We start from the raw sequence: 25,245 nt of genomic DNA, 5'->3' as shown, positions 1-25,245 counted from the left end.
TCTGGCTTTGCGTGCAGCCTAGCCAGGGGGGCGGCACGGTGCAATCGCGATCGGGACAAGGGCCTTGCGGCGCAGATGAAACCAAAGCAAACGATAAGTTGTTCCCCCGTCAGCCAATCTTGAACGGACTGCCGCCCTTTCGCCACAACACTGGCATCGCTGTCTGCCGGACCGGGCCGCAAGGCTTGACGCCGGGGATTGCGACGGGCTGATAAACCCTGCGCGAATCACCGCCGGCTTGCCGCCGGGCGTGATCAAGAGGAATTACACGCTGACGGCGCCGGATCCGCCCGTGCTGCCGCAGCGCCATGAAGGAAGATGATGATGCGTCTCGTTACCCTGTTCACGGCGGTTGCCCTGGGGCTTGCCGCATGTGGAAGCAGCCAGCCGGTCACGCTGGCCAATCCCACGGTGCCCGAAGCCTATCAGGCGCGCATGGATACCGGCCCCGACGGACAGCCGGTCCAGATCCCCGCCGTCCGCGCCGCCTATCTGAACGAGCGCAACCAGCGCCAGCAGGTGCCCTACAACGGCCCCGAGGCGCCGGGCACGATCGTGGTCGATCCTTATGCGCGCGTGCTGTATCACGTCCAGCCGGGCGGCCAGGCGATGCGCTACGGCGTGGCCGTGGGCCGGGCGGGCACCGGCTATGCCGGGACCGCGACCATCGCGCGCAAGGCCGCCTGGCCCTCGTGGCGGCCCACCGACAACATGATCCGCACGCAGCCCGACCTGTATGCCCAGTTCGCGGGCGGGCTGTCGGGCGGGATGCACAACCCCCTGGGATCGCGGGCGCTGTATCTTTATGAAGGCGGGCGCGACACCTATTACCGCATCCACGGGACGATGGACCCGTCGTCCATCGGCAAGGCCACCTCGGCGGGCTGCATCCGCATGTTCAACCAGGATGTCATGGACCTGTTTTCCCAGGTGGACACCGGCACCACGGTCCATGTCCGCACCCAGGCCGAAAGCATCAGCCTGGAAGGCCCCATGACCGAGACGCCCGAAGGCTATGTCGTTCCCGCGAACCAGGCGCAAACCGCGATGGCCGCGCCGTCGGCGGCCGGACCGGCGTCGCAGGTCACCGACCCTTACGCGGTGACCACGGTCTCGACCCCGGCCAGCGCGCCGGTCACGACGATCTCGCCGGTGGAAAGCGCCGTTCAGTAAGGCGCGGCCCCCGGACGACGGTTCTGGCCTCGGGTGATCCCGGGGCCTTTCCGTTTGCAAAACCGGAAAATCTCTTTCAACATCCGCCGCAAAAATCAGGCGAGCGCCGAGGGAACAGCGATGCCCAACTATACCAGGCTGGAACAGGAACTGCTGACGGATGAACAACGCGCCCTGACCCGCAACAGCCGCGGCGCGGCCCTGGCGCGACTGGACGACAAGGCGCTGGCCGGGCTTGTGGCGGATCTGACGGCGGCGGCGGACCAGGCCGCCCCGGTGGACGACAGCGGCCAGGTGTCCGCCCGGGAACTGCTGTCTTCCGCGCTGCGCCGCGTTCATGCCGAACAGCGCAAGCGCGCCCGGGCGTCCGGGGCCAAGCCCGCCCCGCAGCCCGCCCCGCAGCCCGAGGCGGCCAAGCCCGCCGCCCCGGCCGAGGCTACGGCCGTCAAGCCCGCCGCGCCCCCGAAGGCGGCCAAGCGCGCCCCTGCCTCGCCCGCCCGCAAGCCTGCCGGCCGGGCCAAGGCCGAAACGCGCAAGGCCGACCTGCGCACCGGATCGCGCCGGGTGGCCAAGACCGGGGCAAAGCCCGCCGCCGACAAGACCGCGGCAAAGCCCGCTGCCGACAAGACGGCGGCAAAGCCCGCCGCAAAGGCCGAGGCAAGGCCCGCCGCCGATCCCAAGCCCGCGCCGAAAGCGGCCCCCGGACCGGCCCCGGACCCCCTGGTCCCGGCGGCACCGGCGCCTGCCGCGCCCGTGACCCCGGAAGACGCCAAGGCCGCGCGAAAGGCGGAACGCAAAGCCGCAAAAGAGGCCGAGAAAGAGGCCCGCAAGGCTGCCCGCAAGGCCGAAAAGGCTGCCCGCAAGGCCGAAAAGGCCGCCCGCAAGGCCGAGCGCGAGGCGTCCGGCAAGAAAGCGGGCAAGAACAAGAAGGGCAAGGCGGACAAGGCCAAGTCGTCCGACGGCACATGAAGACCCTGCGGTGATGACGCCCTTTGTCCGCTCCCTCCGCCGCGTCCTGGCCCGCCTGATCGGGCTTGCCCTGCTGATCGCCGCCTCGGCGGCCCAGGCCTCGCCCGAGACGGGGCCGGACCCCGCGCCGCAGCCGTCCGAACAGGTCCGCTGCACCGATGACGGGCGCCGCTGCATCCGGCTGGATCATTATGTCGCCGATGTCTGCATGCTGATCGAGCAAAGCGCCCTTGAACACAGGCTGGATCCGAATTTCCTGGCCCGCCTTCTGTGGAAGGAAAGCCGGTTCGAGCCGGGGGCGGTCAGCCCCGTGGGCGCGCTTGGCATCGCCCAGTTCATGCCAGGCACGGCCGAGCTTTACGACCTGAAGGACCCCTTCAACCCCGCGCAGGCAATCGCGAAATCGGCCTGGTATCTGCGCCATCTGACCGACGCCTTCGGCAATATCGGCCTTGCCGCCGTGGCTTATAACGGCGGCGAGAACCGCGCGGCCCGCTTTGTCGGCCAGAACGGCGGCCTGCCTTACGAAACCCAGGACTATGTTGCGGCCATCACCGGCTTCGAGGCGCTGCGCTGGCGCGACAACCCGCCTCCCGTCAGCGATCTGAAGCTGGCGCTGGATCCCGACCTAGCGTTCCGCCCCGCCTGCGAGAAGCTGGCGGGCGAGCGCAAGCTGCGCGAGTTCATGGTCCAGCCCAAGGTCTTTCCCTGGGGCGTGATCGTGGCCAGCCATCCCAGCCAGTCGGGTGCCTCGCGACAGGTCGCCCGCCTGAACCGCAGCCTGCGCCCGATCCTGGGCGACAAGCAGGTGGGCTATGTCCGCAAGCGCCTGACGGGAATGCCGCGCGCCGTCTATACCGCCCAGATCGGCTGGGACAGCAAGGCCGAGGCCGCCGCCTTCTGCAACCGCTTCAAGCAATTGGGCGGACGCTGCATCGTGCTGAGGAACTGATGCTGCATTGATCCCCACGGCACGAACAAGGCCAGGGCCTCGAAAAGCGCCCGCTCGGGAAATCCTCGCCGGCTTCCCTTGGAAAGCCCTTCGGCCGTTCCCGTCGCGCCGCCATGCTGAAGATCGCTTTCGGGATCACTCATCCGTTCGGGCGGCTGCCTTGGGCACGAAGGCCTCAAGGGGCCGAGGCTTTCCGCCCGGGCTTGCTGGCCGCCGGCGACATGGCCTGCCCCGAGGGATGCGCGGAAATCGCCGGCGGATGCGGGCAAGGCCGTGATGCCCGGGGCGAGGGCCGGTGTTCCGGGCCTTGCCGATCGCTATCGCAATGCGCATGGCAGCCTGATCGATCAACCATATCCAGGGCGGGACGAAGGCAAACGGATCCACAATCGTTCCGAGGCAGACAGACGGCTACAAGAAACTCTGCGGGTCGATGTCCACGGACAGCCGCAGGTTGGTGGGCGGCTTGTGCGGGGCCAGCCAGTCGGCGATGGCGGCCTGGATCGGCGCCTGACGCGGGGCGTGGATCAGCATCCGCACCCGGTGGCGGCCCCGAATGCGCGCGATGGGGGCCGGGGCCGGTCCCCATAACTGCGCGCCCGCCTGTTCCAACGGTTCGGCGTGGGCGGCCAGATGGCGGGCGAAGCCGGTCACGATCCCCAGATCGGGATGGGACAGGATGATTCCCGCCAAGCGCCCGAACGGGGGCATTCCCGTGGCCTGGCGGCCTGCGGCCTCGGCGTTCCAGAAGGCCTCATCCTCGCCCCCCAGGATGGCCCGGATCACCGGGTGGTCGGGCTGGTGGGTTTGCAGCATCGCCACCCCCGGCGCGGCTCCTCCCTGGCGGCCGGCCCGTCCCGCCACCTGCCGCATCAGCTGAAAGCTGCGTTCCGCCGCGCGCAGGTCCGCCCCTTGCAGGCCCAGGTCGGCGTCGATCACGCCCACAAGCGTCAGGCGCGGAAAGTTGTGGCCCTTGGCGACGATCTGCGTGCCGATGATGATCTGGGTGTCGCCATTCGCGATGTCCGCGATGGTCTCCTTCAGCGCACGCGCCGAATGGAACAGGTCGGATGACAGGACCGTGGCCTTGGCGTCGGGAAAACGGGCCGCGACTTCTTCCGCGATGCGTTCCACGCCGGGCCCGATGGGGGCCAGCTTGCCCTCGACCTTGCAGGACGGGCAAGCCAGCGGAATGGGCCGCGATTCGCCGCATTGGTGGCAGATCAGGCGGTTCTGGAAACGATGCTCCACCATCCGCGCGTCGCATTGGTGGCAGGCGATCTGCTCGCCGCAGGCCCGGCACAGCATCACCGGCGCATAGCCGCGCCGGTTCAGGAACAGCAGCGACTGTTCCCCCTTGGCCAGCCGCGATTCGACCGAGGCCGCCAGCGTGGGCGAAATCCAGCGCCCCGACGGCATCTCCTCGGCCCGCAGGTCGATGGCCGCCATGTCGGGCAGTTCCGCCGTGCCGTAGCGCGACCGCAGGTCCAGCCGCCGGTATTTTCCGGTGCCCGCGTTCACCCAGCTTTCCAGGCTGGGCGTGGCCGATGCCAGAACCACCTGCGCCCCGTTGATGGAGGCGCGCAGCACCGCCATGTCGCGGGCGCTGTAGTAGACGACATCCTCCTGCTTGTAGCTGCTGTCGTGTTCCTCGTCGACGACGATCAGGCCCAGGTCGCGGAAGGGCAAAAACAGCGCCGACCGGGCGCCGACGACCAGGCCCACGTCCCCGCGCCCGGCCATGTGCCACAACCGGCGGCGCTCCGTGCGGGTGATGCCGCTGTGCCATTCGCCGGGACGCGCGCCGAAGCGCGCCTCGACCCGGTCGATGAATTCCGCCGACAACGCGATCTCGGGCAGCAGAACAAGCGCCTGCCGCCCGCGCGCCAGGCATTCGGCGACGGCTTCCAGATAAACCTCGGTCTTGCCCGATCCGGTGACGCCGCGCAGCAGGGTGGTGGCGTAGCCGCCTGTTCGCACGGCGTCGCGCAGGGCATCCGCCGCCGCCCGCTGGTCCGCGTCCAGCGGCTTGCCGGGCCGGGACGGGTCCAGCCGGGGATAAGGCAGGTCGCGCGGCGCTTCCACCTCGGCCAGCGTTCCCGCCGCGACCAGGCCCTTGACCACCGCCGTGCCGACGCCCGCCAGTTGCGCCAGTTCCGACGGCGCGAAGCCTGCCCCGCCGTGATCGGCCAGCACCTGCAACACCCGCTCCCGCGCCTCGGTCATCCGGCTGGGGGGGTCGCCGCCCGGCACGATCGCGCGGCGCGCGGCGGGGGGCTGGTCCAGATCGGGCGCGCGGGTCGCCATGCGCAGCATCAGCGGCAAGGGGGTCAGCGTGTAATCGGCGGCGCGGGTCAGGAACTCCAGAAACCGCGCGTCGAAGGGTTCCGCGTCCAGCACGCGCGCCACGGGGCGCAGCTTGGCCAGGTCGAAGTCGCCCGCGCCTTCGCCCATGACCAGGCCCAGAACCCGGCGCGGCCCCAGCGGCACCAGCACAAGCTGGCCCTGGGCCACGCCGCCCTCGGGGGCCAGATAGTCCAGCACGCCCACGGGCTCGACCGTCAGGACGGCGATCCGGGCGCCCCCCGGAAAAGACCGGGCGGGATAAAAGGCAGGCGGGGTTTTCATCATCCTTGATAAAGCCTTGCGTCGCCCGCGTTGCAAGCCCGCCCTTTCGGCGCGCGTGGTTTTGCGCTATCACCGCCCCGAACCGCTTATGGAGTCAGGCCATGAAATTCTTTCTCGATACCGCCGATGTGGATGCCATCCGCGAGCTGAACGAACTGGGCATGGTGGACGGCGTGACCACCAACCCTTCCCTGATCCTGAAGGCCGGACGCAACATCGAGGAAGTCACCCGCGAGATCTGCGAGATGGTCAGCGGCCCCGTCAGCGCCGAGGTCGTGGCCGACAAGGCCGAGGACATGATCCGCGAAGGCCGCCACCTGGCGCAGATCGCGCCCAACATCGCCATAAAGGTGCCGCTGACCTGGGACGGGCTGAAGGCCTGCCGGACCTTCGCCGACGAAGGCCACATGGTCAACGTGACGCTGTGCTTCACCGCCGCCCAGGCCATCCTGGCCGCCAAGGCGGGCGCCACCTTCATCAGCCCCTTTGTCGGCCGCCTGGACGACATCGGCCTGGACGGCGTGGACCTGATCGCCGACATCCGCGAGATCTACGACAACTACGGGTATGAAACCCAGATCCTCGCGGCCTCGATCCGGTCGGTGAACCACATCGTCGAGGTGGGCAAGATCGGCGCCGACGTGATCACCGCGCCGCCCGCCGTCATCAAGTCGATGGCAAAGCATGTCTTGACGGACAAGGGGCTTGAGCAGTTCACTGCCGATTGGGCCAAGACCGGTCAGAAGATCGGCGGATAGTGCAAAGGGGACAGGCATGGCATCGGAACAGCAGGCGGGGCTGGACCCCGAAACACGCGACAAGCTGCTGGCCGATCCCGGCGCCATCCTGACCGACCGCGACCTGATGCGCGCCCTTGTCGCCGCCCGCGAATCCGAGATCGGCGACAACGTGATCGACATCCGCGGGCGCGCGATGGAGGCGCTCGAGTCGCGGCTCGACCGGCTGGAAACCCAGCATGAAAGCGTGATCGCCGCGGCTTTCGACAACCAGTCGGGCACGGCGGTCATCCACCGCGCGGTGATCGGCCTGCTCGAATCGGCCGATCTTGCGGAACTGGTGGACAGCCTGCAATCGGACATCGCGCCGCTTCTGCGCATCGAAACCCTGCGCCTCGTGGTCGAACCGGACCCCGCCATCCCCGGCCTGCCCGAGGATGCGGTCCTGGTGCCCGAGGGCGCCATCGGCCGGATCGTCGCGGCCGGGCGGCGCACCCCCAGGGGCGACGACATCGTGCTGCGCCCCGCCTCGCCCGTCACGCAGCTGATGCATGGCCGGGCCATCGCGTCCGAGGCGCTGCTGCCCATCGACCTGGGCGCCCGCCGCCCCCGGGCCATGCTGCTGATGGGCAGCGCCGACAAGGGGCGCTTCATGCCCGCGCACGGCACCGACCTTTTGCGCTTTTTCGCGCAGGTCTTCCGGCTGGTGCTGCTGTCCCGGCTGCGGCCGTGACCCCGCCGCTGGCCCTTGCCCCGGCCATGGCCGATGCCTTGGCCCGCTGGCTGGAGGTCGAGGCCGCGACCCGCGACCGGTCGGACCACACGATCACCGCCTATCGCGGCGATCTTTTGGCCTTTCTGGCCTTTCTGGGCGGCCATCACGGGCAGCCCGCCACGCCGAAATCGCTGGCCGGGCTGCGCCAGACCGACATGCGGGCATTCGCCGCCGCCGAACGCGCGCGCGGCCTGGGCGCGCGGTCGCTGGCGCGCAGGCAATCGGCGGTGCGCAGCTTCCTGCGCTGGATGTCGGACCGCGAGGGCTATGACCTGTCCGCGGCGCTGTCCACCCGCAGCCCGAAATACACCCGGTCCCTGCCCCGCCCGCTGACGCCCGACCAGGCCCGCGAAACGCTGGATATGATCGCCGTGCAGCATGACACGCCCTGGGTCGCGGCGCGCGATCTGGCGGTGACGACGCTGCTCTGGGGCTGCGGGCTGCGCATCTCCGAGGCCTTGAACCTGAACGGCGCCGACTGGCCGTTCCGCGACAGCCTTCTCATCACCGGCAAGGGCGGACGCCAGCGCCATGTCCCCGTTCTGCCCGTCGCCCGGCAGGCCGTGGCCGATTACCTGCGCCAGTGCCCCTGGCCGCTGGTTCCCGACGGGCCGCTGTTCCGGGGCGTGCGGGGCGGGCGGCTGCTGACCTCGGTCATGGACGCGACGATGCAAAAGGCCCGGGCGGCGCTTGGCCTGCCGCCCACCGCCACGCCGCACGCGCTGCGCCATTCCTTTGCCACGCATCTGCTGGCCGCAGGCGGCGACCTGCGCACCATCCAGGAGCTTCTGGGCCATGCGAGCCTGTCCACAACGCAGGTGTACACCGGCGTCGACGACGCGCATCTGATGGCGGTCTACCAGGCGGCGCATCCGCGGGGATAAGCTCTCTGGACGGCGCCCCGGCAATGCCGCAGGATTGCCGCAAGGCCCTGTTTCCCAAAGGTGATCATGCTTTCCCACCGCAGGCGGTTCATCGCCGCCATGGCCGCCGCCGCCCTGGCCCGCCCGGGCCATGCCGACCCGGCCCGCGTCGAATACATCCCCTATCCGCCAGGCGTTCCGCGCGTCGGCGCCGATCCCGCCTATGCGGAACCCGCCGGGATCGGCGACACGCTGTTTCTGGATCACGGCGGGCAGAGGCGGCAGGTCCGCGTTTACGTGCCGCAGGGCGACAGCGGCCCGCGCCGGTCGATCCTGCTGCTGCACGGCGCCGGGCGGACGGGCCGGTCGATGCTGGACATGTGGCGGGCCGCGGCGGACCGCGGCAACGTGGTGCTGATCGCGCCGGATGCCCTGGGCCAGGGCTGGTCGCCCGAAACCGATCCGCCGGACCTGCTGATCGCCGCGCTGAACGCCGCCGCCGGGCGCGCGGATCTTGCGCCGGACGGGGTGGCGATGTTCGGCCATTCCTCGGGCGGGATGCTGGCGCAGCTTTATGCCAACCGTTTGCCGGGGCCGTGGCGCTCGGTCGCGACCCATGGCGCGGCCCTGCCCGCCGATGCGGTTCGGGCCCCCGCCGCCGCATCCGTGCCGATGCGCCTTTACGTCGGCGCGGGCGATCACCTGTTCCCGCCCGCCCGGGCCCGCGCCACGACCGAGGCCCTGGCCGCCGCAGGCCACCCCGCCGACATGATCGCAATCGCCGGCCACACCCATTGGTATTACGCGATCGGTCCCTGGCTGGCGGAGGACTGCCTGGACTGGATGGCGGGCCACGGCCTTGGCTGACCGGACGCCGAACCACGCCGCGCCCTGCGGCGTTTGGTCTGCCTGATCAGAAGGATGTCACCATGACCACACATGCGATCTTCAACCGCCCCCTGGACGGCCCCGTTCCGCAGGGCCTGGACCAGGCGATCTTCGGGATGGGCTGCTATTGGGGCGTCGAGCGGCTGTTCTGGGAACAGAACGGCATCTGGCTGACCCAGGTGGGCTTTGCGGGCGGCACGGTGGAAAACCCCACCTATGACCAGGTGAAGACCGGCACCACCGGCCATGCCGAGGTCGTGCGCGTCGTTTATGACAGCTCCAAGATCAGCTATGACCATCTGCTGCAACTGTTCTGGGAAAACCACGATCCGACCCAGGGCGACCGGCAGGGAAACGACGTGGGCAGCCAGTATCGCAGCCTGATCATGACCTTCACCGACAGCCAGCAGGCGGCGGCCGAGGCCTCGAGGATCGACTATGACAACCGCCTGGCGGTGGCGGGCTTCGGCAAGATCACCACGCAGATCATCGGCCCCGGCCCGTTCTGGCCCGCGCACGAGGCGCACCAGCAGTATCTGCACAAGAACCCCGACGGTTATTGCGGCCTGAAGGGCACCGGGGTAGAGGCTTCCCTGCCCAACCCGGATCCGATCTGATGACCACCTATTCCGCCCTGACCCATGTCCAAGGCCGCCAGGCCGCCGAAGCCCTGGCCGAGGCCTGCGAGGATCTGGATCCCGAACCCGTGGGCTGCGGCGTCTTCGAGATCGAAGACGGGTCGAACCGCTGGGAAGTGGGCGTCTACTTCACCGAGACGCCCGACGACATCGCCCTGGCCCTTCTGGCCGCCGCCCATGGCGCCAATCCCTTCGCGATCTCGCAGGTGCCGGATGTCGATTGGGTCGCCCATGTGAAGCGCGAACTGACGCCCGTGCGCGCGGGCCGGTTCTACGTTCACGGCAGCCACGATGCGGACACCGTTCCCGAGGGGGTCGAGGCGCTGTGCATCGAGGCCGCGATGGCCTTCGGCACCGGCCATCACAACACCACAAAGGGCTGCCTGGAAGCCCTGGACCGGCTGGCGATCCAGGGCTTCCGGCCGCAGCGCGTCGTCGACATCGGCTGCGGCACCGCCGTTCTGGCGATGGCGGCGGCACGCCTGTGGCCGGTCACGGTGCTGGCCAGCGACATCGACGCGGTTGCCGTAGACACGGCGGCGGCCAACGTTATCGCCAACGGGCTGGACGGTCGCGTCATCTGCATCGAGGCCGCGGGCTTTGCCCACCAGATGCTGGAGGACAACGCCCCTTACGACCTGGTGCTGGCCAACATCCTCAAGCAGCCGCTGATCGACCTGGCGCCGCAGATGGGGGCGATGGTCGCGCCGGGGGGGCGGATCATCCTGTCGGGGATCCTGACCACCCAGGCGGACGAGGTGATCGGGGTTTATCGCGACGCGGGCTTCGCGCTGGACCGGCGCGACGATCTGGCGGATTGGTCTGCCCTGACGATGGCGCGGACCGCGTGACGCCATACCGGCCTTGAAAACGCGCCTGCCTTTTGCTATCTAGGGCAGGCAAGCGTCTTTCTTTCGGCCTTCTGTCTCCTTTCGGCTTCAGATGTTCCTTCGACGACACTAAGCCGGGCCATCGCATGTCGCGGATGGCATATACATGACAGGAGTACATCACGATGGCCAATGGCACCGTGAAATGGTTCAACGCCACCAAAGGCTTCGGCTTCATTCAGCCCGAGCATGGCTCGAAGGACATCTTCCTTCACATCTCCGCTCTCGAGCGCGCCGGCATCCGCGACATCCGCGACGGCCAGGCGATCACCTTTGATGTCGAGAAAGGCCGCGACGGCCGCGAATCGGCGACCAACGTCGCGCTGGCCTGAACTGCCCTTGCGCGCTTCTGGGCGGCGGCGCTTGCCTCGCCGCCCATTCCGATCGCCGGACGCCCCGATCACCGGATGATCCGGGCGCGGGATCGGATGATTTCATGAAAGAACAGTTTTGATCGAAGTAAACTGGGGAAACCCCCTGTCGTTCGTCCTGCCGGACGGCGACGTGAAGACCTTCACCACCATCGAGACGGCCGCCTATTGGCTGCGACGCAGATGGCCGGTGGATGACGCGCCCCGCGCCCGTGCCGCGCGGATGCTGGATGCCGCCGCCCATTGCATGATTCCCGTCGGAACGGCACGCGCGGCCTTCGAGGACGCGGCCCAGACAGCCGGCTTCACATCCGTCCACAAGCACTGACAACAAGAAAAAACCCCCTCTGCATCCGCATTGGGGGTTCGTTCGTCTTGGATCGGGATGGCTATGGCTTAGAAGCCGCGCGCAATCCGCTCGATGTCGCCGCGGCACAGACCGATATCGTCCAGCTCGCGATCCGACAGGCGGCTCAGTTCCCGACGGGTCACGCGGGCATCGTTCCACGCGCTCAGCATCGAGAAAAAGTTCGCAACGACACTGCCAACGCCACCAGCAGCATAACCGCGGTTCAGTTCCATCGTCGACATTTTCATCACCTGTTCCAGAAGTGCCCGACCATCGGGCAATCGCTTCATGCAACAGGATATAGATCGGGCAGATCGGAAAGAGTAGCCGCAGGCCCGGCAATGCCGCTATGCAGCAAATGCAGATTTCCCAATGGTAAAAAGCGGCAGCGCGTCGCTTTTCGGCCCTCGAATGCCGCATTGCGGCATTCGTTTATCGCCAATCCCCCAAGGCTGCCTGCCACAGCGCAAGTGCCGCAACGGCAGCCGTGTCGGCGCGCAGGAGCCGCGGCCCCAGGCTGATGCGACTCACGAAGGGCAAGGCAGACAGGCGGGCGCGCTCGGCGTCCGAAAAGCCCCCCTCGGGTCCGATCAGGATCGCCCAAGGGCCGCGCGGCAGGCCCGCCAGCGTGTCCGCCGGTCCCGCCATCGCCTCGTCGGCCCACAGGATCTGGCGCGCGGCGTCCCAGCCGTCCAGCAGGCGCGACAAGGGAACCAGATCGGCCACCGGGGGCACAAAGGTGCCGCCGCATTGCTCCGCCGCCTCGACGGCATGGGCTTGCAGGCGGTCCTGGCGGATGCGCTCGGCATTGGTGTGGTCGGTCTGCACCGGCAGGATGCGCGCGGCCCCCATCTCGGCCGCCTTTTCGACGATGAAGTCGGTGCGCGCTTTCTTGATGGGCGCGAAGACCAGCCACAGGTCGGGCGGATCGCGCTGCGGGGCGGTCTGCGCCAGCACTTCCAGTGCGCCGGAGCGTTTCCCCGCCTGGACCAGCCGGGCGGACCAGGCGCCGTCGCGCCCGTTGAAGACCTCGATCACCGCGCCGGGCGTCAGGCGCATCACGCCGCCCAGGTAATGCGCCTGATCCCCGTCAAGCGGGACGGGTTGTCCCGCGGCCAGCGGGTGATCTATGAACAGCCTGATCCTTGCCATGGGGCCAGACGCTATGCAAAGCCGGACGGAAAGACCAGACGCCGTCGTCGACGCGCCGAAGGGCAACTGGGTGGACACCCTGGCCCCCCCGGCCTGGAGGCCATGGCTGCGCCTGTCCCGCGCCGACCGGCCGATCGGGACGTGGCTTTTGCTGCTGCCCTGCTGGTGGGGGATCGGGCTGGCGATGATGGCGGACGCGCCCCGCTGGGCGGACCTGTGGATCGCCGTGGCCTGCGCCCTGGGCGCGCTGGTGATGCGCGGGGCGGGCTGCACCTGGAACGACATCACCGACCGCGACATCGACGGCCAGGTGGCGCGCACCCGGTCGCGCCCCCTGCCCTCGGGGCAGGTGACGCTGCGCGGAGCCTATGGCTGGCTGGCGGCGCAATGCCTGGTCGGCTTCGCGATCCTGCTGACGCTGGACCGGGCGGCGATCTGGATGGGCGTGGCCTCGCTGGCGCTGGTCGCGATCTATCCCTTTGCCAAGCGGTTCACCTGGTGGCCGCAGGTCTTTCTGGGCCTGGCCTTCAACTGGGGCGTGATGCTGGCCTATGCCGCGCATATGGGGCGGCTTGACGCGGCGCCGGTGGTGGCCTGGGCGGCGGGAATCAGCTGGACGATCTTCTACGACACCATCTATGCCCATCAGGATGTCGAGGACGACGCCCTGATCGGCGTGAAATCCACCGCCCGCCTGTTCGGGAAAAACAGCCCGCGCATCCTGGCGGGCTTTGCGGCGCTGACCGTTTTGCTGCTGGCCGTGGCCACCTTCCTGACGGGTCGCAATCTGTTGATGGGCTATGCGGGCCTTGCCGGTTTCGCGGCGCATCTGGGCTGGCAGCTGCGGAATTTCCAGCCGGAACAGGGTTCTGTCTGCCTGCGGCTGTTCCGGTCGAACCGCGACGCGGGGCTGATCCTTGCGCTGTTTCTTGCCCTGGCCGGACTCGTCTGATTGCGCGGACCCCGGCCCGCCGCTAGATCGGGGGTCCAAGGAAACAGCCGGAGGTCATGGCTCATGCCCCGCAGGCGGCTTGCCTCGTCCATCGCCACGCTTGTTGTTCTGTCCGCCGCGGGCGGGCTGTGCTGGCTGGGCGCCGGCACCGCCGCCGGCTTTATCGAGCAGCGGTCGCGCCAGGACGTGGAACAGGCGCTGCAAGCCTCGGGGCAGGACTGGGTGGGGGTGGCGACCGACGGCTTGCAGGTCCGCCTGACCGGCACCGCGCCGACCGAGCTGGACCGTTTCCGGGCCGTGACCCAGGCGGGCGGCGTGGTCGATCCGTCCAGGGTGGTGGACGCGATGACCGTGGCCTCGGCCGAGGCGATGACGCCCCCCGACTTCAAGGTGGAACTGCTGCGCAACGACCAGGGCATTTCGCTGATCGGGCTGGTTCCGGCCTCGACCGACCGCGCGGGCCTGGTGCGCGCCTTGCGGGCCGAAACCGCCGCGCCCCAGGTGACAGACCTTCTGGAAACCGCCGACTATGCCGTTCCGGGGGGGTGGGACGCGGCCATCCGCTATGGGCGGCAGGCCGCGCAGATGGCGGCCCGCGCCAAGATCTCGGTCCAGCCGGGGCGCGTCACGATCTCGGCCGTCGCCGACAGCCGCGACGAAAAGGTCCGGCTCGAGGCCGCGCTGCGCCGGGGCCTGCCCGCGGGGGTCGAGCTTGTCACCGACATCTCGGCCCCGCGCCCGGTCATCGCGCCCTTCACGCTGCGCTTCGTGATCGACAAGAACGGCGCGCGCTTCGAATCCTGCGCCACCGACACCGAGGAAGGCCGCGATCGGATCGTGGACGCCGCCGTGAAGGCGGGGGCGGCGGACGTTCCCGCCTGCACGCTGGGGCTTGGCGCGCCCTCGCCCGATTGGGCGGACGCCGCCGCCGCCGCCATCGGAACGGTGGCCGCCCTGGGCCAGGGCGCGGTGACGCTGTCGGATGCCGATGTGTCGCTGGTGGCGCCGCCCGGGGTGGACAAGGCGGCCTTCGACAGCGCCGTGGCCGGGCTGCGGCGCGCCCTGCCGCCGGTGTTCTCGCTGCAATCGGACCTGGAAACCGCCTCGGACGCGGCTTCGCAAGGACCTGCCGAATTCACCGCCACCTTGTCCGACACGCAGGTTCTGAACATGGCGGGCCGGATCAGCGACGACCGGATGCGGGAAACGGTGGACAGCGTCGCCCGCGCGCACTTTCCCGCCGTGGAGGGCAGCCTGGCGAACGACCCCTCGGTCCCGGGCGGCTGGACGGTGCGCGTCATCGGCGCGCTGGAGGCGCTGGACAGCCTGCATTCGGGCAGCGTCCGGGTCACGCCCGACCTGATCAGGCTTTCCGGCACGTCGGGCGATCCCGCCGCCCCCGAGGCCGCCGCCGCGCGCCTGGCCGAACGGCTGGGGCCGGGCGCCGCCTATGAACTGGCGATCCGCTATGACCGGCGGCTGGACCCGGCATTGGATCTGCCCGACGGTTCCGAATGCGTCCGCCAGTTGAACATCGTCATGTCCGAATCCGAGATCGGCTTCGAGCCGTCCAAGGCCGCCATCGCGGGCGACCCAGCCCCCACGCTGGAGCGGCTGTCCGCCATCATGGCCGAATGCGCCGATTTCCAGATCGAGGCCGGGGGGCACACCGATTCGCAGGGTTCGGAGGGCTTCAACGCCGACCTGTCGCGCGGCCGGGCGCAAGCCCTGCTGGCCGCCATGGCGGGCGCAGGCATCGACGTGGCCAACCTGACCGCGCGCGGTTACGGCGAAAGCCAGCCGATCGCCGCCAACGACACCGAGGAAGGGCGCGAGGAAAACCGCCGGATCGAGTTCCGGCTGCTGTCGGACTTTCCGGTCCGCAGCGCGCCCCTGCCCGCGCCGGTCACGTTGTCGGGCGTCACCGCCGAACCCGTGCCCCCCGACCTGCCCGCGGACCAGCCTGCCGGAGATCTGATCGGCCCCGTGCAGCCGGACAAGCCCGCGCCGCAGACGCGCGTCTTCGGCCCCGCCATGCCGCAGGCCGGCATCGGGCCGGTGGCCCCCGCCACCGTGGGCGCCAGCGAGGTCTTCCAGACGCTGGACGAGCGCGAGGAAAACCTTAGGCTTCCCGTCCAGACGCCGACCCCGGACACGCCGCGCCCTTCGCCCCGGCCGGACGACGAACCCGCCCCCTGATCGCAAGCTGGACCCGCATGGATCGCACCGAATTCATCACCGCCACCGCGCTTGTCCTGTTCGGCGCCTTTGTGCTGGGCTGGTTCGCCTGCTGGCTGATCGGGCGCCTGACCCGCCCCACCCATGCCGATCTGGACGATCTGGAACGGAAGCTGCACGACACGGAACGCGAACGCGACAAGGCCGTCACCCTGCTCAAGGACCGCGACAGCCGCCTGACGACGACCCAGGCGGAACTGGAAACCGCCATGAGCGGGTTGCGCGAAAGCCGCGCCGAGATCGAGGAGCTGCGCGACTACATCGAGCGCAAGCTGTCGCGGCGCTAGGCGATCAGGCGTCTCGATCCGAACCGTCCCTTGCCGGATCGGCAAGGGTTTCGGCCAGCAGGGCCGTCACCGCGCCCTGGACCGCATGGGCGCCCCAGCGTTCGACGGCCTTGCGCGGGCCTGCCTCGATCTCGCCTTCGGTGATGCCGAGGATCGGCGCCACGATGCCGATATTGACCGCGTAAAGCGCGGTTCCGTACAGCACCCCGCGCGACAGCGCGTCCATCCGCGGCGTGGCTTGCCGCAGCTTTTCGTAAGCGGCGCCGAACGCCGCCGAGGCGGCAAGATGGTTGACGAATTCGACAATGCCGGTGCCGGTGTCGCCGATCGCCGCGCGCGATCCGGTGGTCCGGTCGATCCAGTCCACCGCGTCGCGATCCAGCGTCTTGCCCAGCACGCCGCTTCGCCGCCCCGCCTGCATCAGCGCCGCTGTCGCCACGCCCGCCGCAAGCCCCCCGACGATCGCCGCCATTGTCCGGTCCATGTCAGCCCTCTGTCCGAAAGAAAGGCAACGCGAGGCAAGGTCACCCGTTCCGCCCTTTAGGCCACCTCCGCGAACACCTTGCGCAGCGCCCGTTCCAGCTTGTCGAAGATCTCGTCCATCTGCGCCTCGGTCAGAACGAAGGGCGGGCACAGAACGATGGACTGGCCCAGGGGGCGGCAGATCAGCCCCAGGTCGGTGCAGGCGTTGGCGATGCGTTCGCTGACCGACAGGCTGCCGTCGAAGGGCGTCCTGGTCGCCTTGTCGCGCACGGCCTCCAAGGCCCACATGAAGCCCACCCCGCGCAGTTCGCCGATATGCTCGCTGCGCTCCATGATCGCGCGCAGGCCCTCTTCCAGCCGGGGAGCCAGGCGTTTCACGTTGTCCGCAAGCCCCTCGTTCATCACCACGTCGATGGCCTTCAGCGCGATGGCGCAGCCGACCGGATGGCCCGAGGCGGTGAAGCCATGCGGGAATTCCTCGATCTTCTCGACGGCCGCCTGAACGCGATCGGCAAGATCGCCGCCCAGAATCACCGCCCCCATCGGAAACAGCCCGGCGGTCAGGTTCTTGGAACTGATGATCGCGTCGGGCATGAAGCCGTAGGTCTGGCAGCCCCAGGTGTTGCCGGTACGCCCGAAGCCCGTGATCACCTCGTCCGCGATCATCGGGATGCCGTATTTCCGCAGGATCGGCAGCACCGCCTGGAAATAGCCCTTGGACGGCGGGATCACGCCCCCCGCCCCCTGCACGGGTTCGGCAAAAAAGCCCGCGATGGTGTCGGGGCCCTCGCGCCGGATCGTGTCCTCCAGCTCGCGCACAAGGCGGGCGGTGAACTGCTCCTCGGTCTCGCCCGCCTCGCCATAGCGCCAGAAATGCGGGCAGGTCAGGTGGATGAAGCCGGGCAGCGGCAGGCCGAAGACCTCGTTGTAAGGCTTGCCGGTCATCGAGGCCGACACAACGGTCACGCCGTGATAGGCGTTCCAGCGGGTCAGGATCTTGCGGCGCTGCGGATTGCCCTCGCTGGCATGCAGGAACCACAGCATCTTGACCATGGTGTCGTTCGCCTCGGACCCGGAATTGGTGTAGAACACCTTGCCCCGCTCGAACGGAGACACCTCGACCAGCTTTTCGGACAGCATCACGGTCTGGTCGGACAGCCGCCCGAAAAAGGCGTGGTATCCCGGAAAGCGGTCGTACTGGGCCTTGGCGGCCTCGGCCAGGCCCTTGTGGTCAAAGCCCGCGACCATGTTCCACAGGCCGGAATTCGCATCCAGATAACGGCGGCCGTTCACGTCGACGACATAGGGTCCTTCGCCATGGGTCAGCACCACGGCGCCCCGGCTCGCGACGCTGGGCAGGTCCGTGAAGCCGTAAAGCGAGTATTCGTCGGCGCGGGCTTCCCAGCTTTGCGGTTTGGTCATGGTGGCCTCCATCGGGTTTGCCCGCAGGCTAGCCGGGCGAATGGGGGCGTTCAAGAACGGCGCAGGCCGATCAGATCCAGTTCCGCCTCGATCCCGGCCAGCGGAACGCCGCGCATCTCGGCCACCAGCGAATCGAACCGCTCGCGCAGCGCGGCCTTTTCCGCGCCCCGGCAGTCGTTCCAGGGGCGGCCTTGCAGGGCCATCGCCAGCACGTAATAGCCGATGAAATGCGGCCGCTCGCCCGCGGCCAGCAGGGCGCGATAAGCCTCGTGAGCGCCGATCCGGCGCAGGGCGGCGGCATCGGGCACCCCCGCCGCGATCAGCGCCCGGGCCGTCGCCGGACCGATGTTGGTGATCCCCGTCAGGTCGCTGTCCATGGCCCGCTTTCCATTTCGCCGTGTTTGCTGTATCAGCACGCGATCTCCAAGGACAGCACGGCATGACCGACCAAGCCAATCCCCCGGCAGTGAAAAAACTGTTCATCAAGACCTATGGCTGCCAGATGAACGTTTACGACAGCCAGCGCATGGCCGAAGCCATGGGCGCGGAAGGCTATGTCCTGACCGAGGATCAGTCTGACGCCGACATGGTGCTGCTGAACACCTGCCACATCCGCGAGAAAGCCGCCGAGAAGCTTTATTCCGACCTGGGGCGCCTCAAGCCGCTCAAGGCGGAAAAGCCCGGCCTGAAGATCGGCGTGGCGGGCTGCGTGGCCCAGGCCGAGGGCGAGGAGATCGTGCGCCGGATGCCCCTGGTCGATCTGGTGGTGGGTCCGCAGACCTACCACCGCCTGCCCGCCATGGTGCGCGGCGAGGCTCCGGCGATCAACACCGACTTCCCCGAAGAAGACAAGTTCGACCACCTGCCCCAACGCCGCGCCACCCGCCGCGCGCCCGCCGCCTTCCTGACCGTGCAGGAGGGCTGCGACAAGTTCTGCGCCTTTTGCGTGGTCCCCTATACGCGGGGCGCCGAGGTCAGCCGCCCCGTGGACCGCATCCTGCGCGAGGCGCGCGACCTGGTGGACCGGGGCGTGCGGGAAATCACCTTGCTGGGCCAGAACGTGAACGGCTGGCACGGCGCGGGGTCGGACGGCGAATGGGGTTTCGGCCGCCTGATCCGCGCCCTGGGCGAAATCGAGGGGCTGGAGCGCATCCGCTATACCACCAGCCACCCCAACGATATGGCCGACGACCTGATCGCGGCGCACCGGGACGTTCCGCAGCTGATGCCCTATCTGCACCTGCCGGTTCAGTCGGGCAGCGACCGGGTCCTGCGGGCCATGAACCGCAAGCACACGGCGGCGCAGTATCTGCGCCTGATCGACCGCATCCGCGAGGCGCGGCCCGACATCATGCTGACCAGCGACTTCATCGTGGGCTTCCCGGGCGAGACGGATCAGGACCACCAGGACACCCTGCGCCTGGTGGCCGCCGTGGGCTTCGGCACCGCCTTCAGCTTCAAGTATTCCCCCCGTCCCGGCACCCCCGCCTTTGACCGCCCCGAGGTGGACGGCGACGTGGCCGACCAGCGGTTGCAGGAATTGCAGGCGCTGCTGACGAAACAGCAGAAGGCCGCGCAGGAGGGCATGGTCGGGCGCACCCTGGGCGTGCTGTTCGAGAAACCGGGCCGTCAGGCGGGGCAGATGATCGGCAAGTCGGATTACCTCCATTCGGTTTTCGTTGATGCCCCCCAGGCCCGGGTCGGCGATCTGGTGCCCGTGCGGATCGTGGAAAGCGCCAGCAATTCGTTGCGGGGGGAGTTGGCGGGATAAGATCTTGCCGCGCCAGCCAGCGTGACAGATCGTGCGGTAGCGCACCATCGCGGCACGACCCCAGCACGACCCCGGCATGAAAAAGATGAAACGCCCGAAACGCGTGCCCGAAATGCCCACGGCGGTCTATCGTCCCCTGAAGCATGGAGGGACAATGCCGCAAGCCGCACCGGATCAACGCCCCATGACACCGCGGGAATGGGCCATGTTGCTGGCCCTTGCCGCTGTCTGGGGAGGATCGTTTTTCTTCAATGGCATCGCTATTCGGGAGCTGCCGGTCTTCACGGTGGTTGTCGCCCGCGTGACGCTGGCCGCGATCATCCTGCTTTCCTTACTGCGCCTGCGCGGTGAACGGATGCCGCTTGGCCGGCGGGCATGGGCGGCATTCTTTGCAATGGGCCTGCTCAACAACGTCATTCCGTTTTCGCTGATTGTCTGGGGACAGCAGCATATCGCCTCGGGACTGGCTTCGATCCTGAACGCTTCGACGCCGCTGTTCACCGTCATTTTCGCCCACATCCTGACCAGCGACGAACGCCTGACTGGCGGCAAGCTGGCCGGTGTTCTGATCGGCTTTGCTGGGGTCGCCGCGATGATCGGCACGGATGCGCTGAGAGATCTGGGTGCGCATGTTGTCGCGCAGTTCATGTGCCTTGCCGGTGCCATGTCCTATGCCTTTGCGGGCATTTACGGACGCAGGTTCAGGGCCATGGGGATCGGCCCGATGAGCACCGCCACCGGGCAGGTCGTTGCTTCCAGCATGATCCTGCTGCCCCTGGTGGCGGTTGTTGACCGGCCTTGGACGCTCCCGCCGCCCAGCCTATCCGCGATCGGCGCGCTGATCGGCGTGGCCGCGATCTCGACCGCTCTGGCCTATGTGCTTTATTTTCGGATTCTCGCTACGGCGGGAGCGACAAATCTGCTGCTGGTGACGTTCCTGATCCCGGTCAGCGCCATCCTCCTGGGCACACTTTTCTTGGGCGAGACGCTCCTCCCGCGGCATTTTGCGGGCATGGCCCTGATCGGCGCCGGTCTGGCGGCCATCGACGGCCGACCTTGGCGGGCCATTCGCAATAAAGCTTTCCATAGGAAAGAGTTGAGCGACAGGCAACGATAACCTGGGACGGCGCGCCATCGAGGTTTGCAAGCCGTGGCGGCATTCGGTTCTTGGGTATCTGTAGGCGGCACGGTAAGTGTGACGACTGCCCGCCTCGGGCTTGAAGCGACATCACGTTGATTCTAGATCGTTGAGGCGTTTTGTCGACGACAGGCTGCCCCAAATCCACCCTCCCTCCCGGAACCGCCCTCCACCCTCGCGGTTAAGGGTGACGGCATCACGCGAGGAGGACAGGATGGACGACAACCGGGTCTGGAACTTCGAGGAAGGTCTCTGGCACGCCTCGGACGAACGCTATCACGAACGCGTCGATCCCGAATGCGTCATGGCGCTGAGCCACGCCCCCCACCTGTTCGCGGGCCAGGCCGCCATCGAAGCCGTCAGCGGCACGCCCGAATGGGACGAGGTGACGTTTTCCGACCAGACCATCTCGCGGCCCGAGGAAGGGATGATCGTGATCGGCTATCTTGTCACGGCAACCAAGGGCGATACGCGCTTCCAGGCGGCCTGCACCTCGGTTTATCGGCGCCGCGGCCACGAAAACTGGACGGTGGTGCAGCACGCCCAGGTGGCGCTGCCAATGAACGACGGCTGAGGCAGCGGCCGCGCGGGAAAAAAGGCGGCCGGCCCCCGGGAACGCGCGAACATGCGGGGACCGGCCTCTTTCGCACCGATGGGATGATGCGAAAGGTCGTGACGCCTGGCACCCGATCTGCGCGGGGCCGGGCGTTATGATGAAGACCGGCCCCCAGGAACGCGCGAACAGGACAGGGGCCGGTCTCTTTCGCCATTGACGACGGCAAGGGCGAAAGCTCGGGGTGCGCGGTCTGGCCGGGGGGATTATTCCCCGCCGCCCAGACCGTGGACATAGGTCGCCACGGCGCGGATCTCGGCCTCGGACAGGCGCTTGCTCCACGAGGGCATGACGCCGTAAGGGCCTTCGCTGACGATCCGGGTCAGCGTCTCGTGGTCGTCGCCGTAAAGCCAGACGGCATCGGCCAGGTTGGGCGCGCCTTGCGCGCGGTCCCCGGTGCCATCCTCCATGTGGCAGGCGGAACAGTTGTCGGCATAAACGGGGGCGCCCGCCGCAGCCTTTTCGGGGTCATGCGGCCGGTCGGACAGCGACAGCACGTGGTTCACCACCTGGTCGATCTGCGCGCGGTCTAGGATCCCGTCGGTGCCGAAATGCGGCATTTCGGAATAGCGGGTGTCGGCGTCCTGCGGGTCGCGGATGCCGTGTTGCAGGGTCAGGTGGATGTCCTCCAGCGTGCCGCCCCACAGCCAGTCGTTGTCCAGAAGGTTCGGATAACCCCGCGCCCCGCCCGCGCCCGAGCCGTGGCACTGCGCGCACCAGGTGCGGAACACCGCGCCGCCCGCGTTGGCGGCATAGTTCACCAGTTCGGGGTCGTCGGGGATGGCGGCCAGATCGACCTCGGCCAGACGGGTCTGGATGGCGGCGTTGGCCTGGTCGAACCGCTCGATCTCGGCCGCGACCTCCTGGCGGTAGTCGGTGCCCAGAAGGCCGTCGGTGGCGCGATCGACCAGCGGGATCGCCGGATAGGCGATCACATAGCCCACCGCCCAGACAATGGTGGCGTAAAAGGTCCACAGCCACCAGCGCGGCATCGGGTTGTCGTATTCGGTGATCCCGTCCCATTGGTGGCCGGTGGACCCCACCTCTTGCACCAGGCCCTTGCGGGTCTGCTTGCGCATCCGGGGCGCGGCCGGCTGGTCGGGGTTGGGGCGTTCGGGGATGGCGCCCATGACCTTGGCGGCATGTTCGCTGTCGGCCGCATGGCGCCGGACCGAGACCCGGTTGTCGGGATTGGCGGGGTCGACATGCGGATCGACCGGCTTGTCCTTGTCGTTGTCGGCCATCACCGGCCCTCCTTCTCGTCCGCATCGGCGGGTCGGTTCTCGTGCCGGAAGATGCTTTCGGCGGCGTCCTTCTGGGCCTTTCGGGCGCCGGGGCGGAACACGAAGGCGATCACGCCCACGAAGAACAGCACCAGCAGCAGCAGCGCCCAACTGTCGGCAAGCCCGCGCAGGAAGCTGTAGGTTTCCATGCCCCCTCCTTACCGCGCGGCGTCCGGTTCGAAGGTCGAGAAATCGACCATCGTGCCCAGCACTTGCAGATAGGCGATCAGCGCGTCCATTTCCGTCAGCTGCGGCTGACGGTCGAAGTTGCGCTGCTGCGCGCCCGGATAGCGTTCCTGCAACCCTTCGGCATCGGCGTTGGGATCGGCCTGGGCGCGGAAATCCTCGACCGCGGCGGCGATCATCTCCTCGGAATAGGGCACGCCCACCAGGGCATCGGTTTCCACGCGCTCGGTGATGTAGTCCGGGCCGATGATCCGGTCCATCAGGTGCCCATATTGCGGCATGATGGATTCCGGCACCACCGATTGCGGATCGCGCAGGTGGTCCAGGTGCCATTCGTCCGAATAGCGCCCGCCCACGCGGGCCAGATCCGGCCCGGTGCGTTTCGACCCCCATTGGAACGGATGGTCGTACATTGATTCTGCCGCCAGCGAGTAATGGCCGTAACGCTCGACCTCGTCGCGCATCGGGCGGATCATCTGGCTGTGGCAGACATAGCAGCCCTCGCGGATATAAACGTCGCGGCCGGTCAGCTCCAGCGGGGTGTAGGGGCGGACCCCTTCCACCTTCTCGATGGTGTTTTCCAGATAGAACAGGGGCGTGATCTGCACCAGGCCGCCGATGGTCACGACGATAAAGGAAAAGATCAGCAGAAGCGTCGCGTTCTTTTCAAGGATCTTGTGCTTTTCAAGGATTTGCATGGCTCGCATTCCCTTATTCGGCCGGCACGGCGATGGCCGTCGAATGGGCTTTGGGCTGGCGGGCCACAGTGGCCCAAAGGTTGTAGGCCATGATGATCCCGCCGGCGAGGTAGAGAACCCCGCCCAGGGCGCGCACCACGTTCATCGCGAACTTGGCCTGCACGGCGTCGGCGAAGGCGTTGACCAGGAAGCCCTGGCTGTCCACTTCGCGCCACATCAGGCCTTCCATGATGCCCGACACCCACATGGACGCGGCGTAGAGCACCAGGCCGATGGTCGCCAGCCAGAAGTGCCAGGAGACCAGCGACAGGCTGTAGAGGCGCTCGCGTCCCCACAGGCGCGGCGTCAGGTAGTAAAGCGCGCCAAAGGTGATCATGCCGTTCCAGCCCAGCGCGCCGGAATGGACGTGGCCGATGGTCCAATCGGTATAGTGCGACAGGCTGTTCACGGCCTTGATCGACATCATCGGGCCTTCGAAGGTCGCCATGCCGTAGAAGCCGACGGCCACCACCATCATGCGCAGGATCGGGTCGGTGCGCAGCTTGTCCCAGGCCCCCGACAGGGTCATCAGGCCGTTGATCATGCCGCCCCACGAAGGCATCCACAGCATGATGGAAAACACCATCCCCAGCGTCGAGGCCCAGTCGGGCAGCGCGGTATAGTGCAGGTGGTGCGGACCGGCCCAGATATACAGGAAGATCAGCGCCCAGAAGTGGATGATCGACAGCTTGTAGGAATAGACGGGGCGCTCGGCCTGCTTGGGGATGAAGTAGTACATCATGCCCAGGAAGCCCGCGGTCAGAAAGAAGCCCACGGCGTTGTGGCCGTACCACCACTGCACCATCGCGTCCTGCACGCCCGAGAACACCTGGACCGACTTCGATCCGAAGATGCTGACCGGCACCGACAGGTTGTTGACGATGTGCAGCATCGCGATGGTCACGATGAAGGCCAGATAGAACCAGTTGGCGACGTAGATGTGGGGTTCCTTGCGCTTGATCACGGTGCCCAGGAACACGGCCAGATAGGCCACCCAGACCACCGTCAGCCACCAGTCCACGTACCATTCGGGTTCGGCGTATTCCTTGGACTGCGTGGCGCCCGCGATGTATCCGGTCGCGGCCAGCACGATGAACAGGTTGTAGCCCCAGAACACGAACCACGCGAGGTTCCCGCCCCACAGCCGCGCGGCCGAGGTGCGCTGCACCACATAGAACGAGGTCGCGATCAACGCGTTGCCCCCGAAGGCGAAGATCACCGCGCTGGTGTGCAGCGGGCGCAGCTTGCTGAAGTTGGTGTAGCCTTGGGTCAGTTCCGACAGGTTCAGCGACGGAAAGGCCAGCTGAAAGGCAATAACCACGCCCACCAGAAAGCCCACCACGCCCCAGAAGGCGGTGGCCGCCACCCCGAAGCGGACGACATCGTCCATGTACTGGCTGGTATCGGCCGCGCGCACCGGCTCGTCCATCCGGCGCAGGGTCCAGACGAACATCCCCGCCGCCACCAGCATGACAACCAGGGCGTTGACCATATAGGCCGGATCGCGCGCGAGATTGGCGGCGATCGCGGCTGCCAGGGCAATGACCCCCAGCAGGATCGGCTTCACGTAATTCCACATGGCATATACCCGCGTTCCTTCGTCGAAAGGGGCCGGACAGCGCGAATCGCCGCCAAGGATGGCCTTCTTGTCGGAACCGGGCATAAGGTTCCCGGGCACGCGGAACCTTGATCTGCGTCAAATCCGGGGGTTTGATTCCGATCAAGGCCGCAGGGCGGCAAGAACGCCATC

General features: G+C 67.9%; 27 protein-coding genes. 17 read left to right on the top strand and 10 right to left on the bottom strand.

The annotated features are described in order from the left end of the window. Positions 1-324: 324 nt before the first annotated feature. The 3 genes from ACFOM8_RS11840 to ACFOM8_RS11830 all read left to right on the top strand — a co-directional run bounded on the left by ACFOM8_RS11840 (position 325) and on the right by ACFOM8_RS11830 (position 3,094). Entirely contained in the window at positions 325-1,173 is an 849-nt protein-coding gene (locus ACFOM8_RS11840; RefSeq protein ID WP_377761553.1) for a L,D-transpeptidase, read from the top strand. Positions 1,174-1,293: 120 nt separating this feature from the next. After that, positions 1,294-2,142 carry a hypothetical protein gene (locus ACFOM8_RS11835; protein ID WP_377761551.1) on the top strand — a complete coding sequence of 283 codons (849 nt, stop codon included), beginning with the start codon at positions 1,294-1,296 and terminating at the stop codon, positions 2,140-2,142. Positions 2,143-2,155: 13 nt separating this feature from the next. After that, a complete protein-coding gene (locus ACFOM8_RS11830; RefSeq protein WP_377761549.1) occupies positions 2,156-3,094 on the top strand; it encodes a lytic transglycosylase domain-containing protein in 939 nt (312 codons plus the stop codon). A 411-nt stretch (positions 3,095-3,505) separates the two neighbouring features. Here ACFOM8_RS11830 and ACFOM8_RS11825 read toward each other — a convergent pair whose 3' ends face one another. Then, on the bottom strand, positions 3,506-5,725 hold the full coding sequence (locus ACFOM8_RS11825; protein ID WP_377761548.1) for a primosomal protein N': 2,220 nt from the start codon (positions 5,723-5,725) through the stop codon (positions 3,506-3,508). A gap of 98 nt (positions 5,726-5,823) precedes the next feature. Between ACFOM8_RS11825 and fsa the strand changes: the two genes are divergently transcribed. From fsa to ACFOM8_RS11785, 8 genes are all read left to right on the top strand, one after another. Next, positions 5,824-6,480, top strand: coding sequence for a fructose-6-phosphate aldolase (fsa, locus tag ACFOM8_RS11820; RefSeq protein WP_377761546.1), 657 nt, complete (start codon positions 5,824-5,826; stop codon positions 6,478-6,480). Between the two features lie 16 nt (positions 6,481-6,496). Further along, complete coding sequence (locus ACFOM8_RS11815) at positions 6,497-7,192, top strand: DUF484 family protein (RefSeq protein WP_377761544.1); 696 nt, start codon at positions 6,497-6,499, stop codon at positions 7,190-7,192. Between the two features lie 26 nt (positions 7,193-7,218). After that, positions 7,219-8,118, top strand: a complete 900-nt coding sequence (locus ACFOM8_RS11810; RefSeq protein WP_377761705.1) for a tyrosine recombinase XerC — start codon at positions 7,219-7,221, stop codon at positions 8,116-8,118. Positions 8,119-8,184: 66 nt separating this feature from the next. After that, complete coding sequence (locus tag ACFOM8_RS11805) at positions 8,185-8,964, top strand: dienelactone hydrolase family protein (protein ID WP_377761703.1); 780 nt, start codon at positions 8,185-8,187, stop codon at positions 8,962-8,964. Positions 8,965-9,026: 62 nt separating this feature from the next. After that, a complete protein-coding gene (msrA, locus tag ACFOM8_RS11800) occupies positions 9,027-9,602 on the top strand; it encodes a peptide-methionine (S)-S-oxide reductase MsrA (protein WP_377761542.1) in 576 nt (191 codons plus the stop codon). Then, on the top strand, positions 9,602-10,474 hold the full coding sequence (locus tag ACFOM8_RS11795; RefSeq protein ID WP_377761540.1) for a 50S ribosomal protein L11 methyltransferase: 873 nt from the start codon (positions 9,602-9,604) through the stop codon (positions 10,472-10,474). The genes msrA and ACFOM8_RS11795 overlap by 1 nt, the downstream gene beginning before the upstream one ends. 164 nt (positions 10,475-10,638) lie before the next feature. Next, positions 10,639-10,845: a cold-shock protein gene (locus tag ACFOM8_RS11790; protein ID WP_207102360.1), complete on the top strand. Its 207-nt coding sequence runs from the start codon at positions 10,639-10,641 to the stop codon at positions 10,843-10,845. A gap of 118 nt (positions 10,846-10,963) precedes the next feature. Then, entirely contained in the window at positions 10,964-11,212 is a 249-nt protein-coding gene (locus ACFOM8_RS11785; protein WP_377761537.1) for a DUF982 domain-containing protein, read from the top strand. Between the two features lie 68 nt (positions 11,213-11,280). Here the strand turns inward: ACFOM8_RS11785 and ACFOM8_RS11780 are convergent, their stop codons facing one another. Together ACFOM8_RS11780 and ACFOM8_RS11775 are read right to left on the bottom strand one after the other, a co-directional pair. Beyond that, a complete protein-coding gene (locus ACFOM8_RS11780) occupies positions 11,281-11,475 on the bottom strand; it encodes a DUF1127 domain-containing protein (protein ID WP_377761702.1) in 195 nt (64 codons plus the stop codon). Between the two features lie 190 nt (positions 11,476-11,665). Beyond that, complete coding sequence (locus ACFOM8_RS11775; protein WP_377761536.1) at positions 11,666-12,385, bottom strand: 16S rRNA (uracil(1498)-N(3))-methyltransferase; 720 nt, start codon at positions 12,383-12,385, stop codon at positions 11,666-11,668. A gap of 13 nt (positions 12,386-12,398) precedes the next feature. On the opposite strand from ACFOM8_RS11775, the gene ubiA reads away from it, so the two are divergent. The 3 genes from ubiA (at position 12,399) to ACFOM8_RS11760 (ending at position 15,862) form a co-directional block, all read left to right on the top strand. Continuing rightward, on the top strand, positions 12,399-13,337 hold the full coding sequence (gene ubiA / locus ACFOM8_RS11770) for a 4-hydroxybenzoate octaprenyltransferase (RefSeq protein WP_377761534.1): 939 nt from the start codon (positions 12,399-12,401) through the stop codon (positions 13,335-13,337). A gap of 63 nt (positions 13,338-13,400) precedes the next feature. Beyond that, positions 13,401-15,536 (top strand): OmpA family protein, encoded by a 2,136-nt coding sequence (locus tag ACFOM8_RS11765; protein WP_377761533.1) that lies wholly within the window; start codon positions 13,401-13,403, stop codon positions 15,534-15,536. Between the two features lie 17 nt (positions 15,537-15,553). Beyond that, positions 15,554-15,862, top strand: a complete 309-nt coding sequence (locus ACFOM8_RS11760) for a hypothetical protein (protein WP_377761532.1) — start codon at positions 15,554-15,556, stop codon at positions 15,860-15,862. Positions 15,863-15,866: 4 nt separating this feature from the next. Here ACFOM8_RS11760 and ACFOM8_RS11755 read toward each other — a convergent pair whose 3' ends face one another. From ACFOM8_RS11755 to ACFOM8_RS11745, 3 genes are all read right to left on the bottom strand, one after another. Further along, positions 15,867-16,334, bottom strand: coding sequence for a hypothetical protein (locus ACFOM8_RS11755; protein WP_377761531.1), 468 nt, complete (start codon positions 16,332-16,334; stop codon positions 15,867-15,869). 68 nt (positions 16,335-16,402) lie between these two features. Beyond that, positions 16,403-17,767 (bottom strand): aminotransferase, encoded by a 1,365-nt coding sequence (locus ACFOM8_RS11750; protein ID WP_377761530.1) that lies wholly within the window; start codon positions 17,765-17,767, stop codon positions 16,403-16,405. Positions 17,768-17,817: 50 nt separating this feature from the next. After that, positions 17,818-18,144 carry a TfoX/Sxy family protein gene (locus ACFOM8_RS11745; protein ID WP_377761529.1) on the bottom strand — a complete coding sequence of 109 codons (327 nt, stop codon included), beginning with the start codon at positions 18,142-18,144 and terminating at the stop codon, positions 17,818-17,820. Between the two features lie 62 nt (positions 18,145-18,206). Here ACFOM8_RS11745 and miaB point away from each other — a divergent pair, with 62 nt between their 5' ends. The 3 genes from miaB to ACFOM8_RS11730 all read left to right on the top strand — a co-directional run bounded on the left by miaB (position 18,207) and on the right by ACFOM8_RS11730 (position 21,250). After that, positions 18,207-19,538 carry a tRNA (N6-isopentenyl adenosine(37)-C2)-methylthiotransferase MiaB gene (gene miaB, locus ACFOM8_RS11740; protein ID WP_377761528.1) on the top strand — a complete coding sequence of 444 codons (1,332 nt, stop codon included), beginning with the start codon at positions 18,207-18,209 and terminating at the stop codon, positions 19,536-19,538. A gap of 76 nt (positions 19,539-19,614) precedes the next feature. Then, positions 19,615-20,655, top strand: coding sequence for a DMT family transporter (locus ACFOM8_RS11735; protein WP_377761527.1), 1,041 nt, complete (start codon positions 19,615-19,617; stop codon positions 20,653-20,655). A 235-nt stretch (positions 20,656-20,890) separates the two neighbouring features. Next, the gene (locus ACFOM8_RS11730) at positions 20,891-21,250 is read left to right on the top strand and encodes a hypothetical protein (RefSeq protein WP_377761526.1); all 360 of its coding nucleotides are present in this window, start codon (positions 20,891-20,893) and stop codon (positions 21,248-21,250) included. A gap of 245 nt (positions 21,251-21,495) precedes the next feature. Here the strand turns inward: ACFOM8_RS11730 and ccoP are convergent, their stop codons facing one another. The 4 genes from ccoP to ccoN all read right to left on the bottom strand — a co-directional run bounded on the left by ccoP (position 21,496) and on the right by ccoN (position 25,074). Continuing rightward, a complete protein-coding gene (ccoP, locus tag ACFOM8_RS11725) occupies positions 21,496-22,368 on the bottom strand; it encodes a cytochrome-c oxidase, cbb3-type subunit III (RefSeq protein ID WP_377761700.1) in 873 nt (290 codons plus the stop codon). Positions 22,369-22,532: 164 nt separating this feature from the next. Next, the gene (locus ACFOM8_RS11720; RefSeq protein WP_377761525.1) at positions 22,533-22,721 is read right to left on the bottom strand and encodes a cbb3-type cytochrome c oxidase subunit 3; all 189 of its coding nucleotides are present in this window, start codon (positions 22,719-22,721) and stop codon (positions 22,533-22,535) included. A 9-nt stretch (positions 22,722-22,730) separates the two neighbouring features. Next, positions 22,731-23,456 (bottom strand): cytochrome-c oxidase, cbb3-type subunit II, encoded by a 726-nt coding sequence (gene ccoO / locus ACFOM8_RS11715; protein ID WP_377761524.1) that lies wholly within the window; start codon positions 23,454-23,456, stop codon positions 22,731-22,733. Between the two features lie 13 nt (positions 23,457-23,469). Beyond that, on the bottom strand, positions 23,470-25,074 hold the full coding sequence (gene ccoN / locus ACFOM8_RS11710) for a cytochrome-c oxidase, cbb3-type subunit I (RefSeq protein WP_377761523.1): 1,605 nt from the start codon (positions 25,072-25,074) through the stop codon (positions 23,470-23,472). Positions 25,075-25,245: the final 171 nt, after the last annotated feature.

The organism is Paracoccus angustae (assembly GCF_042648745.1).
Lineage (GTDB): Bacteria > Pseudomonadota > Alphaproteobacteria > Rhodobacterales > Rhodobacteraceae > Paracoccus > Paracoccus angustae.
Note: the sequence above shows the minus strand (reverse complement) of the source record. Positions and strands in the feature narration are given on the sequence as shown.

Bases quoted from the DNA above. Each gene is read 5' to 3' on its own strand.
- ACFOM8_RS11745 (WP_377761529.1), bottom strand. From the start codon at position 18,144: ATGGACAGCGACCTGACGGGGATCACCAACATCGGTCCGGCGACGGCC.
- ACFOM8_RS11760 (WP_377761532.1), top strand. From the start codon at position 15,554: ATGGATCGCACCGAATTCATCACCGCCACCGCGCTTGTCCTGTTCGGC.
- ACFOM8_RS11810 (WP_377761705.1), top strand. From the start codon at position 7,219: ATGGCCGATGCCTTGGCCCGCTGGCTGGAGGTCGAGGCCGCGACCCGC.
- ccoN (WP_377761523.1), bottom strand. From the start codon at position 25,074: ATGTGGAATTACGTGAAGCCGATCCTGCTGGGGGTCATTGCCCTGGCA.
- ccoP (WP_377761700.1), bottom strand. From the start codon at position 22,368: ATGCGCAAGCAGACCCGCAAGGGCCTGGTGCAAGAGGTGGGGTCCACC.
- ACFOM8_RS11780 (WP_377761702.1), bottom strand. From the start codon at position 11,475: ATGTCGACGATGGAACTGAACCGCGGTTATGCTGCTGGTGGCGTTGGC.
- ACFOM8_RS11840 (WP_377761553.1), top strand. From the start codon at position 325: ATGCGTCTCGTTACCCTGTTCACGGCGGTTGCCCTGGGGCTTGCCGCA.
- ACFOM8_RS11805 (WP_377761703.1), top strand. From the start codon at position 8,185: ATGCTTTCCCACCGCAGGCGGTTCATCGCCGCCATGGCCGCCGCCGCC.
- ACFOM8_RS11720 (WP_377761525.1), bottom strand. From the start codon at position 22,721: ATGGAAACCTACAGCTTCCTGCGCGGGCTTGCCGACAGTTGGGCGCTG.
- ACFOM8_RS11730 (WP_377761526.1), top strand. From the start codon at position 20,891: ATGGACGACAACCGGGTCTGGAACTTCGAGGAAGGTCTCTGGCACGCC.
- ACFOM8_RS11795 (WP_377761540.1), top strand. From the start codon at position 9,602: ATGACCACCTATTCCGCCCTGACCCATGTCCAAGGCCGCCAGGCCGCC.
- ccoO (WP_377761524.1), bottom strand. From the start codon at position 23,456: ATGCAAATCCTTGAAAAGCACAAGATCCTTGAAAAGAACGCGACGCTT.
- ACFOM8_RS11765 (WP_377761533.1), top strand. From the start codon at position 13,401: ATGCCCCGCAGGCGGCTTGCCTCGTCCATCGCCACGCTTGTTGTTCTG.
- ACFOM8_RS11825 (WP_377761548.1), bottom strand. From the start codon at position 5,725: ATGATGAAAACCCCGCCTGCCTTTTATCCCGCCCGGTCTTTTCCGGGG.
- ACFOM8_RS11735 (WP_377761527.1), top strand. From the start codon at position 19,615: ATGAAAAAGATGAAACGCCCGAAACGCGTGCCCGAAATGCCCACGGCG.
- ACFOM8_RS11830 (WP_377761549.1), top strand. From the start codon at position 2,156: ATGACGCCCTTTGTCCGCTCCCTCCGCCGCGTCCTGGCCCGCCTGATC.
- msrA (WP_377761542.1), top strand. From the start codon at position 9,027: ATGACCACACATGCGATCTTCAACCGCCCCCTGGACGGCCCCGTTCCG.
- fsa (WP_377761546.1), top strand. From the start codon at position 5,824: ATGAAATTCTTTCTCGATACCGCCGATGTGGATGCCATCCGCGAGCTG.
- ACFOM8_RS11815 (WP_377761544.1), top strand. From the start codon at position 6,497: ATGGCATCGGAACAGCAGGCGGGGCTGGACCCCGAAACACGCGACAAG.
- ACFOM8_RS11755 (WP_377761531.1), bottom strand. From the start codon at position 16,334: ATGGCGGCGATCGTCGGGGGGCTTGCGGCGGGCGTGGCGACAGCGGCG.
- ubiA (WP_377761534.1), top strand. From the start codon at position 12,399: ATGCAAAGCCGGACGGAAAGACCAGACGCCGTCGTCGACGCGCCGAAG.
- ACFOM8_RS11775 (WP_377761536.1), bottom strand. From the start codon at position 12,385: ATGGCAAGGATCAGGCTGTTCATAGATCACCCGCTGGCCGCGGGACAA.
- miaB (WP_377761528.1), top strand. From the start codon at position 18,207: ATGACCGACCAAGCCAATCCCCCGGCAGTGAAAAAACTGTTCATCAAG.
- ACFOM8_RS11750 (WP_377761530.1), bottom strand. From the start codon at position 17,767: ATGACCAAACCGCAAAGCTGGGAAGCCCGCGCCGACGAATACTCGCTT.
- ACFOM8_RS11790 (WP_207102360.1), top strand. From the start codon at position 10,639: ATGGCCAATGGCACCGTGAAATGGTTCAACGCCACCAAAGGCTTCGGC.
- ACFOM8_RS11835 (WP_377761551.1), top strand. From the start codon at position 1,294: ATGCCCAACTATACCAGGCTGGAACAGGAACTGCTGACGGATGAACAA.